Origin of the sequence: Sulfolobus sp. A20, from assembly GCF_001719125.1 — an archaeon.
Classification (GTDB): domain Archaea; phylum Thermoproteota; class Thermoprotei_A; order Sulfolobales; family Sulfolobaceae; genus Saccharolobus.
Map to the genome: position 1 here is coordinate 1,170,673 of NZ_CP017006.1, position 15,320 is coordinate 1,185,992.

Sequence of the window (15,320 nt, forward strand, 5' to 3'; positions counted from 1 at the left end):
TGCATAATATCGTAGAAAATGCATGAAGTGCGTAGTTTAACTCAAGGAATACTTAAACTAGGATAATCTTAGTAGATAAATTCCTTAAGATGTATATACATTTTTAGTCTTAGATATTTCGAGGTTTTGTTTAATATTAATCTTATGGAATATGATTTATTAATTACAAAAATATCATTAGCCTATCAACATTAAGCTACATAGACAATACAAATAATGATTATCGAAAAATTTTATTAATAAGTAAGAGAATTTTTAAAACAATGAGTAATCCTTATTATGGCCAACCTAATTGGCAACCATACGGTGGTTATCAGCAAAATCCCATGATGTCTATGATGGCTTGTAATCAACCAATTGGATTAGGTGGTCAACAGCAAATAATTCCAGTTAATTACCCGATAAACTTACAATACGTAGTGCAACAAGTACAAATGTTTCTGATGGGACAAGGTTTTCAAGTTTTTCCCATGGTAGCACAAAACATGGCTGTGATTCAAGCTCAGCATTCTAGCATTTTAGGCACATTAACGGATCAGAATAAGGCGTATACTATAAGAATATGTCAAGGACCAGGTTTTGTAATGGTTGAAACGGGAATAGCTAACTTGTTACAAGAATTGTTAGTAGCCGGGGCCACGTTTGGAGTAACGGACGAGTTACTGCATAATAAGTTAGCTGAGTTAGCAGGTGCAGGAATAGATGCCTATGGTATTTATAAGGAATACGCGCAGGAGCAACAATTAATGAATATGATTATGATGATAGTGTCTAATGCTCCACCAGCATATCAGCAGCAACCTTATTATCCTAATCAGCAACCTTATGGTCCTCAACCATACTATCCCGGACAACAATATCAACCCTACCAGCCACCTATGCAACAACCACCTCCACAGCAATCAATATCTCAGCAACAATCATCTCCACAGCAAACGGCCCAAGCAAAACAATCTCGTCAAACTATTAAATGCTGGAATTGTGGTCATGAAAATGAGGATATAGCAAAGTTTTGCGCTAATTGTGGAGCTTCATTATTACCAATTAAGTGTCCAAGCTGTGGTCATATAAACTCACCTAGTGCTAAGTTCTGTGAAAATTGTGGATATAACTTACGCCAATCATTGGGTCAACAAAGTTCCCAGCAATCAACTAAGCAACAGAAATAAAAATTCTCCAAGCTTTGTTTTTTATAATGGCTGTACTATACTTACCTTTTGCAATAGATAAGGAGAATAGACAGCTCAATGTTGGAAAACAAATTGCTATTGGATTATTAAACCTAGATTTGGAGAGAAAAGAGCGCATAAGTAAAGCTATATTAATTGGCTGGCCTATTCTAATAAAGTCTATTGACCAGAAAAAGTTCTTAGTACTTGATTCTACGTTGACACTAGTTTCTAAACTTAATAGGAACTTGTATCCCGACTACAAAGCAATACTAGAGGATGTTGCACAGAGTAGCAATATAGATGACTTCATATCTAAGCTTAAGAAAATTAGACTAGATGCGCGAGGTACGAATGAAGTTAGCTTAAGCGGTCTTATCAATCTAGATGTTAGTAAGCTAATAACGATTGCTAGAAGGGATAAGTACTATGAAATGTTCACTCTAGAAGAGAAAATAACTGATCATGATATTAAATTAATTGGTAACAATTTAATTTCACTTAAGACCGAAGCAAATAGTACCATAACTTCCTTAGAATTTCTAGTAAATGAACTAAATAATCTGAAGATAAAGTTTAAGAAACAGCTAGATGATAAGATAAACGAAATTACTAAGAAATATGAAGAGCTTATTAGACAAAAGATAAATGAGGTTGAGACAGAGATAGCCAAGGCATCTCCTGAAATTATCAATGAAATACAGAACGAATTTGACCAGAACATTAAGAATAAGCTACTGACGAGCATAACTAATTACGTGATTTCTAATCTAAAGTATGAAGGAGGAGTTCTAGGTTCCCAAGATTTAGACAAGAGTAGAAGGGATTTAGATGAGGTCATAAATGAAATAGTAAGGGTTAAGGATAGAGTAGGTCAAAATTATGTTAATAAGATTAGGAGGTATAAGGGAGAAATTAATGATTTAGAGAAGGAAAAGAACTCTGAGCTATTCACGTTAAATGAGAAGATTAACGATCTAGAAAACGTTATAAATAACATTAGAGTTAATGCGGAAAGAGTAAAACAGGAAATTACTAGCTTTAATAAATACGTCAACTCGTTTTATTACGAGATAGATTCCAATGAAGATATAAAGTTAATAATACCATTTCTTTTAGCTGTAACTTCTACCAATAGAAGAATAGTTGTGGTGCCACAAGTCTATAATGGAAAGCAGAACATTTTAGGCAAAATTTTCAAGAGACAAGATCTTTCTACGCCTTTAATGAGTTACTTGGATGCATTTACTAATTACGTGAAGAATGTTGAAGCTGAGGATAACATAAAAATAAATTCCAGAGATATAGATAACGGTCTAAAAGAAATTAGTGATGATGGATGGAAAAGTAAAGAAAGTGTAGCAGACATTTATGTGCCTTAATTTTACAGTTAAGTTGAGTGAAGTAAAAGTTATAAATAAGTAAAGTAAACTATACCATATGGAAGTAAGACATGAAATAAAGTCAAGTTTCAAGATAAGTGAAGGAACAGAATTTGCTATATTGAATTTCTATAAAGACAACAAGCTTTCAGTTACGTCTTATGTGATATCCTCTGAATTAAATAATGGAACAAAAGTGGGAATTAGTGCAATAACGGATAGTAAAGGAGAAGTTATGCAAATAATTTTTACAACGTTTAAATCTATTGAAAAGGAGGGGAAAACGTATAGAGAAGTTTACTCAAACCTCATTGACCTAGATTCAAGAAGGATAATTTATACCAAAGGTACCTTTGAACTAAGCGGGAAGCCTATGTCTAGAGAGGAGGTACTGGAAAGGCTTAAAGGTGGAGTAAAGAATCTAATCTCCTCATTACCTCTGAGAAGTATAGAAACTAAGGTGTTTAACATTGACACCGGCGCAGAAGAGAATATTGGGTCTAGTGAAAAAGCCTAAAACATTTACTGAATTAAAGAGACTCACTGGTTTAACAGATGCTGGTTTATATAAGGCTATAAAGGGTTTAGAGAAGCAAAACTACATAAAGAAGACTGAAATGGGATATATTATAACGCCAGAAGGTATGAAGGCATTAGGGTATAATGTAGTTGAACGTGAGGGAATAGTGATTATATATGAAAACTTGGAGAGGGATGATGTTGAGAAATTATATGAAGTTATTAAGAATATTAAAAATAAATCGAATTTTAGCATTTATATTTATAAAAGCGAGGAAGAGGAAGAAAAAATCATCAAGGAGATAGCCAGAATTTATAGTACAGCTGTGTTATTCCCTGAACTCTTTACCAAACAATAAACAATTTTTAGCTTATTTTCTTAAAAATTAAGAAATAATAAAATAAAGCTATTAAGGCTACGTATAGTATAAGGTCAGCATAATATGGAATGGGTAATAAAAATACAAATATTAAAATGAAAGGTAGGAAATAAATCAGAGGTCTGTATCTTGAGGCTCTTATGGACGGTCTATAGGGAGCATAAGAATTCGGAGTAGCGTAGATTGAACTCATAGCCAAATAAATTATTATGACATAAGGGTCGTATTGATCATTTAAGTAACCTTCTAACCCATTCTGTACCCTCTTTACCTCCCCTACTTCAATGTTCCCAGATGTAAATATTTTTAGGGAATCTTGGTATCCCCTAATAAATGCCACTAACTGAGGTCTACTAACAAAGTAGTTGAACATGCCATAATTAAGATTAAGCCTATTTATTTCTCCTACTTTAGAATTAAATTGAATTACATCATATTTCTCAAATCCTTTTCTCTTTAGAATAACGTTATAATTTCCCTCAACTTTTATTTCAGACCTCTCATATGAAACTTTTCCCACCGGGAGGCCATTGAAATATATATTTCCATTAGAATATTGAAATATCATCTTTAGAATCCCCTCATTCGTCTCTTTTTTGCTAATTTAAGAGCATATTTTCTGGATAAGATATATCTTCTCCCCACCATGTAAAAGTAGATATTATACGACTTCATTAATCCTAAGTGGTATAATCGTGACTTGTATCCCATAACGATTTATTATTAGTATTTCATTATTTTTATATTTTCTCGCAATACCATGAAAAAGATCTTTTTATTTTATACGGTAGAATTACCTTTATCCGTATTAAGCGCGGTAATCCTTTTTTAAGTTTATAATTAAGCTGTTTTGTGATGAAGATAAACAGTGGCAGTAAAGATGACTTACTTAAATTTATAGTCGATAAGTATAACACAACTAACAAACCCATTTCTTTATCAGAAATTAAGAGGAAATTTAAGGATGATACGCTTAATCAACTATTAGAAGGGTTAGAAAGAGAAGGTAAAATAGAAAAGGTTGAAAGCAGAGGTAAGATAAGTTACAAACCTATGATAGAAAAAGACGATATTAAAGAACAACTCAAAATTATAAGGGACGAGATACGTAGGATGAATGACTTACTTCATAAATTACTCGAAAATAGTAGGGAAATAAGTACAAGGGATTTCGACGAAGCCTATGAGAGAATTAAAGACTCTCTTGATTATGCCCCCTTAGAGAGAATAAGGATAGAGTTAGGAATGTCTAAGGAAGAGTTCTACTCAAAATTTAGAAAACATGTCGAGGAAAATTATGATCTTATAGCTGGGGGAGAAGAGGGATTTGTTAGAAGAGGATCTCTTTATGGAATAATAAAGAGGAGGAGATAATAATGGTATGTGAAATACCTAGGGTAACCGTTACGACCTGGTCTTCTAAGGGAGTGATATTAGTAGGTCCTACTTATAGAAAGTATTTGGAAAAAGCACTATTGGTCATTAAGAATCACGAAGTAGCATCAGTGGTAGGTCAACCAGGTATGGGAAAGACTACTTTACTCAAGAAAATCGAAGAAGTGTCTAGTAAAGAGGACATGCCCATATACTTAGACTTAGCCAACAAGGAAAGTATTGATAAAGAATTTTGGACAAAATTGAACGTATTTTCCCTAAAGAATAGGGCGCTTTCTGTTCTCTCTCAGAACAAATCAAAATTTGGTTATAGCTTTTGGAAGAGAATTTTAGGAATAAGATTCGAGGAATGGTTAGAAAAGGTTTGTGGAAGGTATGACGACCCCTATCTCAGAATATACTGTATGAGTTACGATAGAAATCTGGACGGAATGATAAATGCTTTACGTGATATCAAAAGTTTTGTAAATCAAAGAAATATAATCTTGCTAATTGATGAAATCAGGGAAAATCATCTAGCTCTATTACATAGGCTCATAAACGCTGGTTTAGAAATACCGATTATTATGGCTATACCAACAGATATATATAGTAAAATAAGTGATTTGGCAATTAGAAGAAGGATAGAGGAAAGCAGAATTCCCTTAGATGATGCGTTAACTGAAGATGATATTAAAGAGATCATAGAAGCATATTGTAAAGAATTATCACAAGATCTGTTACCTATAGTATTAACCTTATGGAAAAGCAAAGAACTAACTACTGTAAGCTCTATCCTACAGTTTGTAAGAAATGAAGTAGATAAAGTGGAAAAAGTGTGTAGTACCGATAATCTGGAGTGCTTCAAGGAAGAGCTTAAGAGATCTACAAGCTTAAAGAATCCTGAAGAAGACTCTAAGTTATTTGAAAAGAAAGTAAGGGATCTACTTAACAACATAAGTAAAGTCTATGGTATTACTTACGTTCATCCAAGGGGAAAGAGAATAGAAGTTAGTGGAAAGAGTACTGTAATAGGCTTATTCTTTATAATAGATGAACAAGCCTATATAGGGGATGTGGTATTCACTAATGATGGTGAAATTCATAATAAAGACGAAATCAGTTTGCTTAAAGATGTCGAGGAGATAGAGCACGAGAAGAAAGTCTACAAGGTTAGGGCTAAATTCCTAATAACTAATTCCAATTTCGGCATTGATGGAGTAAAAGTATTGAACATACCTACTCTTGAAGTGGTGAAAATATTAAACGGCGACGTATTTCTATTAGAGGAAAGAATTAAGATTTTGTTCGAGGATTTTATCACGCCGAATATACAAGGTGAATCAAATAATAAAGTAATTACATAATTTTTATTCATATTATTAAGCCAAAAAAGTTATAGAGATGAAGTAATTATTTAGGATTTAAAGTCAGCAATTTTCTCTTGGAAAAAATATTTCGTCAGATGATCGCTTATTAATTCTTATTTTTCTGTAGCCAAGTATTTAGGGGTTTAGTCAATCTCTTACTTCTGAAGATTACTGACTTCCCCCCATTGGAGAGTTCCCCTAATTGATTCGTGTTTACCTCTCTCATGTGTCGAAAGGATCAGAGAATCATAAAGGTTTATTATACGTCCCTATCATTCTCATAACAATTAACACAACGAAAGTATCTATAAGTAACCTCTTTCATTTGCTACACTTATAACAATGAGTAGTAGATGAGAAACTAGGGTCAACATAAACAACCTTAAGACCATGCTTCTTTGCCTTTCACTCAATCCAATATTGTTCAACACTTATATACTTTAAAAGGAAAGAGATAAAGTGATAAATTCCTTGGATAACCTAGTATTGGCAACTCACCAATAACCCTAGTCCACACAACCATCCTCTCAAAGTCTAACTTATATGAGATATAAGGGGTTAACCTAACTGATACTTTACGTATTCTAGGATACCTAACCTCCTTAGGGTTCTTTAGCCAACCCTTGTATATTACTATAGCATCCCTATAATAGCCTTGAGCTAACTTAGGGTGTAGGTTAAACTTTTCCTTTAAAATTTCATAAGCTGCCTTATGAACTTCCTTGATTAAGTTCTTCTTTAGCTTATTTTCCCTCAACCAATTGAGAACATATTTTAACCCTCTCTCATATGTTTCAACAAGGCTGAGCAGGGAAGCGATGTGAGAATCATGAGGCTAGTTGTAGCTATTTATTCCTAACCACCGTTCATACTGGCTTCTCTACTTACAGATGAAGAGAAAAGAGTTTATATACTTTGTCATCCCCACTCTGTGAGGCTTTCCTCCATTTGTAATATAGTCTTACTATATAAGAACTTACACTGAACATAATTTTCTTTTATTTTATATGATAAGATTTTTATTAACTATGTTATATGAGAACAGTAATATTTAGAAACATTTATTAGTTATTTATTCCTTAATATTTTTAGCGTGGTGTAAAATCTTGTTCTCTAATGACCCATCGACACTAACTAGGAAGGAGAAGTTTGATAAAGAGGAGGTTTCTAGAGCAATAAGGAACGCAATTGCAGCAGAAATAGATGCAATAAATTTCTATCTTCAACAAAACAGATACATAGAAGACGAGAAGCTTAGAAAAGTACATGAGGATATAACTAAAGAAGAGATGACTCACTTTGGAGAATTCCTAAGACTATTATACCAAGTCTCTCCTGAAGATTTTGAGTATTTTAAGAAAGGTTGGGAAGAGGCGTCAAAGCTTATTGGAGAAGTTAGACCTTTAACCCTTTCATCCCCAGAGAACGTGAGTAAAAATGAGGGAATCAATACGAATAATGAAGGGTTTCAAAGTTGGATATTTGAAGGGATTAATTCTAGTAGGGTAGTTAGGGATATAGGAAATTTGATTAGATGGAATTCTACAACCATACCGTATTCAGAAATAACATTAAGTGAAGATAGTGTATCACAGGAAAAGAAATTATCAGTATATGATTTGACCTATATTTCCCTTGAAGTAAGGTATTATTTAGGTCAACTGACCGAAAAAAGAAGGGTATCAATATTAGCAGGTCATAGATTTGGGAGGATGGAAAACCTGGTTCTCCTTAAGGAACACCCGCTTTCCCCATTAAAGTTGGGCATTACAGTTAAAGCATCAGACTGGAGTCAAACTGGAAACATACTCAACGATGTATTAAAATCGTACGAAGTTTTAGCTAAAGATGGTTTTGGTAAAGGAATTTTTATTCTAATTTCCCCATCCAATTACGCTAAGGCATTTAGGACTATAGATCGTGCTGGGACTTTAGAAATAGAGATGATAAAAAGCTTAGGAAGTGTTATTCCAACTGATGTGGTTGAAGATAATGAGATATACGTTATAAGTAAATTTGGTTTTGACATTCTATTATATTCTGATATAACAATAGAGCCTTTAGGAAAGGAAAAGGATTATGACGCTTATCTGATTTCAGAACAATTAGCTCCTAGACTTGTAAGTAGGAACGCAGCTTGCGTAATCAGACAATAGCTCACGAATTTTAGCTTATATTATTTTTATTATGCTAAATTGTAGCTTCTTTTTGAACGAAATTGTTTAACCTCTAAACCCTAAAAATTTAGCACTATAACAGATACTTCAATCCATTAAACTGCTCATATACTTAGTTTTTGAAAACAAATGAGAAGTATCTTAAATTACAAAGTTGAGGAAAGCCTCTATAGCGGTGAGGAAGTCAGTGGCTTTCAGACTATATCTATTCTAAGTAATCCTATATAATGTAATTATTGAGGTTTATATTATACGTTGTAGACTTAATCAATGCCAAGAATTGTAATATCGTGATTAGAGTATACGAGTAGCGCATATTTTTTATATCTTACATATACCTAACTTATATTTTTACGATGTAACGGTAACTAAGAATTGATAATGTTTTTATTATATATTGATAATATCATTACATTTAAGCTCAATTAATTTTTAGAAATATTGGTATATATAATATTTAATTTTTAATGATATACCCATTTAATTTCTTCTGCTTTTTTCTTAAGATTTTTCAATACTATGTCTTCAAATCCCATTTCATAAGCTATCAATCTAATCTCTCCTTTAGCTTTAAGGAGGCTTACCATTACATCTCCTGCTTGTGATAGGGAGCCATTTATTTGTACTTGGCTGATGTCCCCGTTAGTAATTGACATTATTATTTCTAAGTTTTCTCCTAGTATTATAGCTCCCCCATACTTTACCGTATTAATTAATTCTCTCATTTTGGAGAGAATCTCATCTACGTTACCTTTCAAATTTATGATTTCATTAATGGAATAACCTTCTTCTATAGAAGGCTTAAAATATAAACTCAAGAACGGAATTATATGCTCCTTTACTAAGTGTTCTGCTAAATTGAAATCTCCTCCGGAAAATATTCTATCAAAGACACCGTAATCCTGTTTATAATCCCCTATAATTTTTACCTTAGAAATACCCTTACTGGAATCTAAAATAAATATGTCTATTTTCCATGACAATTTGTTATCATCGGTATTCCCTTTGTACTCTATACCACCTAAGGATATAATAGGTCCTTCCATATACCCTTTCAAGAGTGTCATTCTAGAATCAGGGTCACCTAGAACGTAAACTACCCTAAACTTGTTCTCAGGATTTTGCAAATTACCCATAGTAAGATAATTGTTCTTCTCTTTATCAAAAATCTTTACTATTAAGAGATGACCAAACATTCCAGCAAATCTGATAGGATCTATAAAGAATGATGTTATCTGTGATCTACTTGCTCTCAATTCTAGTTCTTGCGAATAAACCATAAAATTATCATATAATGTTTCAGAAAGTTTCCTATATATATTTATCTACTCTCAGGATGGTTTTTTAATGAAAAAGATTCTTTTAAGTTTTTTATAATTTGTTAAGGAATATTTTCCAATCTATATGTTAAATAATTGATAAAATTTGTAGTGTTCATAAGTTCTTTAAGGAAAAAGATATTATACATGAATACAATATACTTTATGCCATCTGTAGCTGAAGTAATAGTAAAAGTATTAGAGGATAGTGGGATTGAAAGAATGTATGGAATTCCAGGGGACTCAATTGATCCTCTAGTTGATGCGATAAGACGTTCCAAAGTAAAATACGTGCAAGTGAGGCATGAAGAGGGCGCGGCTTTTGCAGCTTCAGTAGAGGCTAAAATTACAGGAAAACCTGTAGCCTGTATGGGAACATCTGGTCCAGGTTCTATACACCTCTTAAATGGTTTATATGATGCAAAGATGGATCATTCGCCGGTAATAGCATTTACTGGTCAAGTAGAGTCTGATATGATTGGGCATGACTACTTCCAAGAGGTTAATTTAACAAGATTGTTTGAAGACGTCGCAGTCTTCAATCAGATATTGATAAATCCAGATAATGCTGAATATATCGTAAGAAGAGCGATAAGAGAAGCAATAACTAAGAGAGGAGTTGCTCATGTAAATCTACCTGTTGACATTTTGAGAAAATCTTCTGAGTATAAGGGTGAAAAGAAGACTGAGACAGTAAAGGTAGAGTACACTATAGATTTCACTAAAGTCAAGGAGATGATAAAGCAGAGTGAGAAACCAGTTCTATTAATTGGGGGAGGAGCTAGAGGCTTGGGTGAGCAGATTAACAAGTTCGCTGAAAGAGTAGGTTCACCTATAATATACGCCCTAAACGGTAAGGGAATACTACCTGATCTAGATCCTAAGGTGATGGGAGGAATCGGTCTCCTAGGAACTAAGCCATCAATCACTGCAATGGATAAGGCTGACTTACTTATAATGTTAGGTACATCATTTCCCTATGTTAATTTTCTCAATAGAGAAGCTAAAGTTATACAAGTAGATATTGATGCATCAAACATAGGGAAGAGACTAAATGTCGATTTAGCTCTTCCAATACCAGCTAGCGAATTCCTAAAGGTAGAGGTAGAGGAGAAGCAAAACAAGTTCTACGAAGAGTTAAAGGGGCAAAAAGAGGACTGGCTAGACTCAATATCTAAGCAAGAGAATAGCATAGAGAAGCCGATGAAACCACAGAGGGTAGCTTATTTAGTATCTCAGAAGTGTAAAGAAGATGCAGTTATTATAACTGATACTGGTAACGTAACAATGTGGACTGCCAGACATTTCAGAGCATCCGGAAAACAAACTTTTGTCTTCTCAGCATGGTTGGGATCCATGGGGATTGGAGTACCAGGGGCTGTTGGTGCTTCGTTTGCCGTGAATAACATGAGACAAGTTATCGCTTTTGCGGGGGATGGTGGGTTTGCCATGACGATGATGGAATTGATAACAGCTAAGAAATACAATTTGCCTATTAAGATAATAATATATAATAATTCTAAACTAGGAATGATAAAATTTGAACAAGAAGTAATGGGTTATCCAGAATGGGGTGTTGATCTTTATAACCCTGATTTTGTGAAGCTGGCTGAGGCTATGGGATTTAAGGGATATAGGCTTGAAGAGCCAAAAGAAGCTGAGGGGGTAATTGAGGAATTCCTAAACACTGAAGGACCAGCAGTATTAGATGCTATAGTAGACCCTAACGAGAGACCAATGCCACCTAAACTTACGTTTAAGCAAGCTGGCGAATACGTGCTATCAATCTTCAGAGAAAAGTTGCAGGGGTTATGATATGATAGTGATCGTTGGAGGTGGATTTAGTGGCAACTCTGCACATAATCAAAACAAAGACTCAATAATAATTGATAGAAAAGACTACTTTTTACTTACTCCTTGGCTAATAGATTTCATTTGTGGAATGAAGACTCTTAACGATATAATAATTAAATATAAAAATGTGATAGTTGGAGAGTTGGAAAAAATTGATTTTAACGATAAGAAAATTATCCTAAGTAATAGTAAGGAGATACGTTACGATAAGTTGATTTTGGCACTAGGTCATCATCAGAACTTGCCAAGACTTAAGGGTCCAAGAGAATATGCTCACAAAATCGAGACACTACAAGACGCATTTTACCTTAAGAAGAGATTGAATGAAGTAAAGGATATTGCAATAGTAGGTGGAGGAGCTACTGGAGTAGAATTAGCTGGCAATATAAGAGGGAAAAGAGTAACGCTAATACAGAGAAGAAATAGACTTCTCCCCACTATGACTACAGCTTCGTCTAAGAAAGCTGAGGAAATACTAAATGAATTAGGGGTTAATTTAATGCTGGGTGTTGAAGCTATTGAGGTATTAAAAGATGGCGTATTAACTTCGCACGGGAAAGTGAAGTCTGAACTAACTATTTTTGCTGGAGGATTAAAGGGGCCGCAGATAATTGACACTTTACAACATGCAAACAAAAATCATAGAATGATAGTGGATAGATACCTTAAATCCGTGGAGCATAAAGACGTATATGGTGCAGGAGACTGTATTACCTTTGAAGACTCTGACATTCCTATGTCTGCAGATGTAGCAGTATCTTCTGGCAAAATTGCAATGAGGAACGCTTTAGGAGAGGAAATAAAGTTTGAGCCTAAAAGGAGCGCAACTATAATAAGAATTAGGGACGAATTCTTTGGAGATTTTGGAAATAACTATGTTGAAGGAAACTTTGCTAAGTTACTTAGGAGTATAGCCTACGCGGAGTCATTACTATTACCAAGTAAAGAAAGCTTTAATACAAAGATTTGAAAAAGTCTAGCAATTATTTTTTAAGTCGATTACGGTCTATATTGTATCTATATTCTTTTTGTAATATATGTAAGAAATGGTATCCGAACTCTTTCGTTTCCTCTACTTTAGAGCGATTAGTATATTTTTATATCATAATTTTTATCTTAAATAATTAAATTAAAAGCATAAACTTATAAAGAGTATTAAAGGAGTGTGTAATTTTATTCATTATAGTAAATTATAATGATAAGGGAGTACTATGTTCTCAGTTGAAGGACGAGAAAACATTAAAGGATTAATTTTTATTGCTTAGAAAGTATGCTATATAGCATCTCCATCGTGTACTTTACTTAAACAAATCATTATAGTAATATAAAAGAGAGTATATATTATAATGATTGTAGTTAAGGTTAAATCAAAGACTGTAAATAAAACACTAAGCCCTTTATATGTTTAAAATGCTTGTAAATGTAATTTATATCTTCATATTATACTATGACTTAATTCTAAAAATAATAAAGCAAAGAAATTATGTACTTATAAATAAAGACTTTTAGATAGTGAGTAATTTAGCAAATTTCTTCACGCAAAGCTTTGGATATCCTTAGTCTCTCCTCTCTTTCAACTAGTCTAGCCTCAAGCAACTTCTTTTCCTTTTCGCTAGATGGAGTAAACTTAGGTAAGGTTTTTGGTTTTCCTTCATCATCTACACTCACGAAGGAGAAGACAGTTTTAGTAACTAATTTCTTCTCACCTTTACGATAATCTATAGAAAATACTTTTGCACCAACATCAATTGAAGTATTTCCAACGTATTCTACAGCTCCTTGTATTTCAAGAATATCCCCTATCCTTACTGGTATTAAAAAGTTGGCATTTCCTGCACTAACAGTTAACACGTTTCCCCTTGAGTAAATTTTTGCTACGATAGCTAAGGCTTCATCTAACATAGTGTACATTTTTCCGGCGTAAAGTATTCCAGATGTAAACGCATGTTCAGGATATATTGTTCTAATATAACTCCTGCTAAACGTGGTAAAGGGAACTAAGTCTTCTTGATCACCCATATCGGCTATTTTTCTTTTCAGTCTTCTTTCCCTTCTCTTTTCTGCTTCTTCGTCATATTTTGGAGGAATAGATAGATTCCTAGGTCTCCCAGTTTCATCTACTGCTACAAATGTCATCAAGCTTATAGCTCCTACCTCCTCCTTTTCCCCTTTCTTTAAACAAGCTTTAACCTTAATTTCAACCGATGATTTCCACCAAGCTGTTGCTTCAGCTATTATTCTTAGAACATCTCCTAATCTGCCCGATTTATATAAGTATAAATAGTCTAGTGATGCTAATACATAATTTCCTCTGCTTATATTACTCATCAAAAGACCGCCAGTATCTATAAGCCAACTCATATAAATTCCCCCATGTAAGCTGTTGAAATGATTTACGTGCCAAGGTAAGACACTGTAATAATTTTCTAGTTTAAACATTTTATATCTAGCTAATATTTGCATTGACAAAAATATATTATTTGCTTACATCAGAACACTTTTTATTAAGAAAATAACAGATTTATGGTCTTTTCTTAACTTCCTCCCATTTTCCATTAAATAGAATTTTCTTCCCATCCATTGCAATAACCTTACCTTTCCTAATTACGTATTTTGGCGGTTCCATAAATCTGATTAAATCTATTAAATCTATCGCGTCAGTAACTAGTAAGTTAGCCTCATTTCCGACTTCTATTCCATAATTCCTTATTTTCCAAGCCTTAGCAGAATTAAATGTTATCAAATCTATTGATCTCTTAAGTTCTTCCTCTCCAGTCAACTGATCTAAGTGAATAGCCATGAATAATACTTGTAGCATATTACCTATTCCTAAAGGATACCATGGGTCCATAATGCAATCATGTCCCAATGCTACATTAACTCCAAAACTTAACATTTCTTTTATTGGAGCCATCCCTCTCCTCTTAGGATAACCTTCTAACCTACCTTGTAGGACAGCGTTGACCAAAGGATTAGGTATAACAGTAACTTTAGCCTTTGCGACAAAGGGTAAAATCCTATATCTGTATGAAGAGTCCCAACTATGCATTGCCGTAACATGACCTGCTGTTACTCTTCCCTCCCAAGAATTACTTATCGTTTCCTTGACTAATACTTCTAAAAATCTTGAATTAGGATCATCCGTTTCATCAATATGACCGTCTATATCTTTATCAAATTGTTTAGCTATCTCGAAGGCGAAACTTACAGATTTAACTCCATCCTCCCTAGTTGTCTCATTATGTGGGATTAAACCTACATTGTCCGCTCCTCTTTCTATTGCCTTAAACAATAGCTCATCGTTGCCTTTATCTGTGAATATGCCGTCTTGGGGAAAGGCTGTAACTTGTATGTCAGCTATCTCCTTAGAGATTTCCTTTACTTTCAGTATAGCATTCAGCAATTTGAAATTCCCCTCAGTAATGTCTACATGCGTTCTAATCCATAAAGTGCCATAAGCAACCATGAGTTTTACAGCAGTTAAGGCATTTTTGATTACATCTTCTTCCGTTATCCGGTTCTTCACTTCCTTCCATAGTCTTATTCCCTCCCATAAAGTTCCGCTCTTATTCACTGCTTGAGTGAAAGCACTATCTAAGTGAAAATGCATATTAAAATATGGAGGTATGACTAAATTGCCTTGAGCGTCTAAAACGGTATCATCTTTTTCACAGCTTCCAATACACGTTATTATATTGTCATCTATTCTTATATTAACTACCTTTCCATCTAACAATCTGGCGTTCTCTATAAACATTAAAAGTTATACGTTGATA

General features: G+C 33.7%; 14 protein-coding genes. 9 read left to right on the forward strand and 5 right to left on the reverse strand.

What is annotated here, in order from left to right:
- Positions 1–263 precede the first annotated feature (263 nt).
- The 4 genes from BFU36_RS06435 to BFU36_RS06450 are packed head-to-tail and all read left to right on the forward strand — an operon-like array spanning position 264 to position 3,429.
- Positions 264–1,169 (forward strand): zinc ribbon domain-containing protein, encoded by a 906-nt coding sequence (locus BFU36_RS06435; protein ID WP_069282784.1) that lies wholly within the window; start codon positions 264–266, stop codon positions 1,167–1,169.
- A 26-nt stretch (positions 1,170–1,195) separates the two neighbouring features.
- Positions 1,196–2,551 carry a hypothetical protein gene (locus BFU36_RS06440; RefSeq protein WP_069282785.1) on the forward strand — a complete coding sequence of 452 codons (1,356 nt, stop codon included), beginning with the start codon at positions 1,196–1,198 and terminating at the stop codon, positions 2,549–2,551.
- Between the two features lie 58 nt (positions 2,552–2,609).
- A complete protein-coding gene (locus tag BFU36_RS06445; RefSeq protein ID WP_069282786.1) occupies positions 2,610–3,068 on the forward strand; it encodes a hypothetical protein in 459 nt (152 codons plus the stop codon).
- Entirely contained in the window at positions 3,022–3,429 is a 408-nt protein-coding gene (locus BFU36_RS06450; RefSeq protein WP_143577027.1) for a MarR family transcriptional regulator, read from the forward strand. Before BFU36_RS06445 ends, BFU36_RS06450 begins: the two co-directional genes overlap by 47 nt.
- Before the next feature lie 7 nt (positions 3,430–3,436).
- On the opposite strand, the gene BFU36_RS06455 is transcribed toward BFU36_RS06450, so the two are convergent.
- Positions 3,437–4,018: a hypothetical protein gene (locus BFU36_RS06455; RefSeq protein ID WP_069282788.1), complete on the reverse strand. Its 582-nt coding sequence runs from the start codon at positions 4,016–4,018 to the stop codon at positions 3,437–3,439.
- Positions 4,019–4,305: 287 nt separating this feature from the next.
- Between BFU36_RS06455 and BFU36_RS06460 the strand changes: the two genes are divergently transcribed.
- Positions 4,306–4,824 carry a FeoC-like transcriptional regulator gene (locus BFU36_RS06460; RefSeq protein ID WP_069282789.1) on the forward strand — a complete coding sequence of 173 codons (519 nt, stop codon included), beginning with the start codon at positions 4,306–4,308 and terminating at the stop codon, positions 4,822–4,824.
- Positions 4,825–4,826: 2 nt separating this feature from the next.
- Positions 4,827–6,191, forward strand: a complete 1,365-nt coding sequence (locus tag BFU36_RS06465; protein ID WP_069282790.1) for an AAA family ATPase — start codon at positions 4,827–4,829, stop codon at positions 6,189–6,191.
- Between the two features lie 427 nt (positions 6,192–6,618).
- Here the strand turns inward: BFU36_RS06465 and BFU36_RS06470 are convergent, their stop codons facing one another.
- On the reverse strand, positions 6,619–6,951 hold the full coding sequence (locus BFU36_RS06470) for a hypothetical protein (RefSeq protein ID WP_069282791.1): 333 nt from the start codon (positions 6,949–6,951) through the stop codon (positions 6,619–6,621).
- Positions 6,952–7,300: 349 nt separating this feature from the next.
- On the opposite strand from BFU36_RS06470, the gene BFU36_RS06475 reads away from it, so the two are divergent.
- The gene (locus BFU36_RS06475; RefSeq protein WP_069282792.1) at positions 7,301–8,350 is read left to right on the forward strand and encodes an encapsulin; all 1,050 of its coding nucleotides are present in this window, start codon (positions 7,301–7,303) and stop codon (positions 8,348–8,350) included.
- Positions 8,351–8,835: 485 nt separating this feature from the next.
- On the opposite strand, the gene BFU36_RS06480 is transcribed toward BFU36_RS06475, so the two are convergent.
- Positions 8,836–9,627 carry a hypothetical protein gene (locus tag BFU36_RS06480; RefSeq protein WP_231961264.1) on the reverse strand — a complete coding sequence of 264 codons (792 nt, stop codon included), beginning with the start codon at positions 9,625–9,627 and terminating at the stop codon, positions 8,836–8,838.
- 228 nt (positions 9,628–9,855) lie between these two features.
- On the opposite strand from BFU36_RS06480, the gene BFU36_RS06485 reads away from it, so the two are divergent.
- Both BFU36_RS06485 and BFU36_RS06490 read left to right on the forward strand, forming a co-directional pair.
- Positions 9,856–11,505, forward strand: a complete 1,650-nt coding sequence (locus tag BFU36_RS06485) for a pyruvate oxidase (protein ID WP_069284634.1) — start codon at positions 9,856–9,858, stop codon at positions 11,503–11,505.
- 1 nt (position 11,506) lies between these two features.
- Positions 11,507–12,514, forward strand: a complete 1,008-nt coding sequence (locus BFU36_RS06490) for an NAD(P)/FAD-dependent oxidoreductase (RefSeq protein WP_069282794.1) — start codon at positions 11,507–11,509, stop codon at positions 12,512–12,514.
- A gap of 551 nt (positions 12,515–13,065) precedes the next feature.
- Here the strand turns inward: BFU36_RS06490 and BFU36_RS06495 are convergent.
- Both BFU36_RS06495 and BFU36_RS06500 read right to left on the reverse strand, forming a co-directional pair.
- The gene (locus tag BFU36_RS06495; protein WP_342719105.1) at positions 13,066–14,007 is read right to left on the reverse strand and encodes a hotdog domain-containing protein; all 942 of its coding nucleotides are present in this window, start codon (positions 14,005–14,007) and stop codon (positions 13,066–13,068) included.
- 58 nt (positions 14,008–14,065) lie between these two features.
- Positions 14,066–15,301 carry an amidohydrolase family protein gene (locus BFU36_RS06500; RefSeq protein ID WP_069282795.1) on the reverse strand — a complete coding sequence of 412 codons (1,236 nt, stop codon included), beginning with the start codon at positions 15,299–15,301 and terminating at the stop codon, positions 14,066–14,068.
- Positions 15,302–15,320 lie beyond the last annotated feature (19 nt).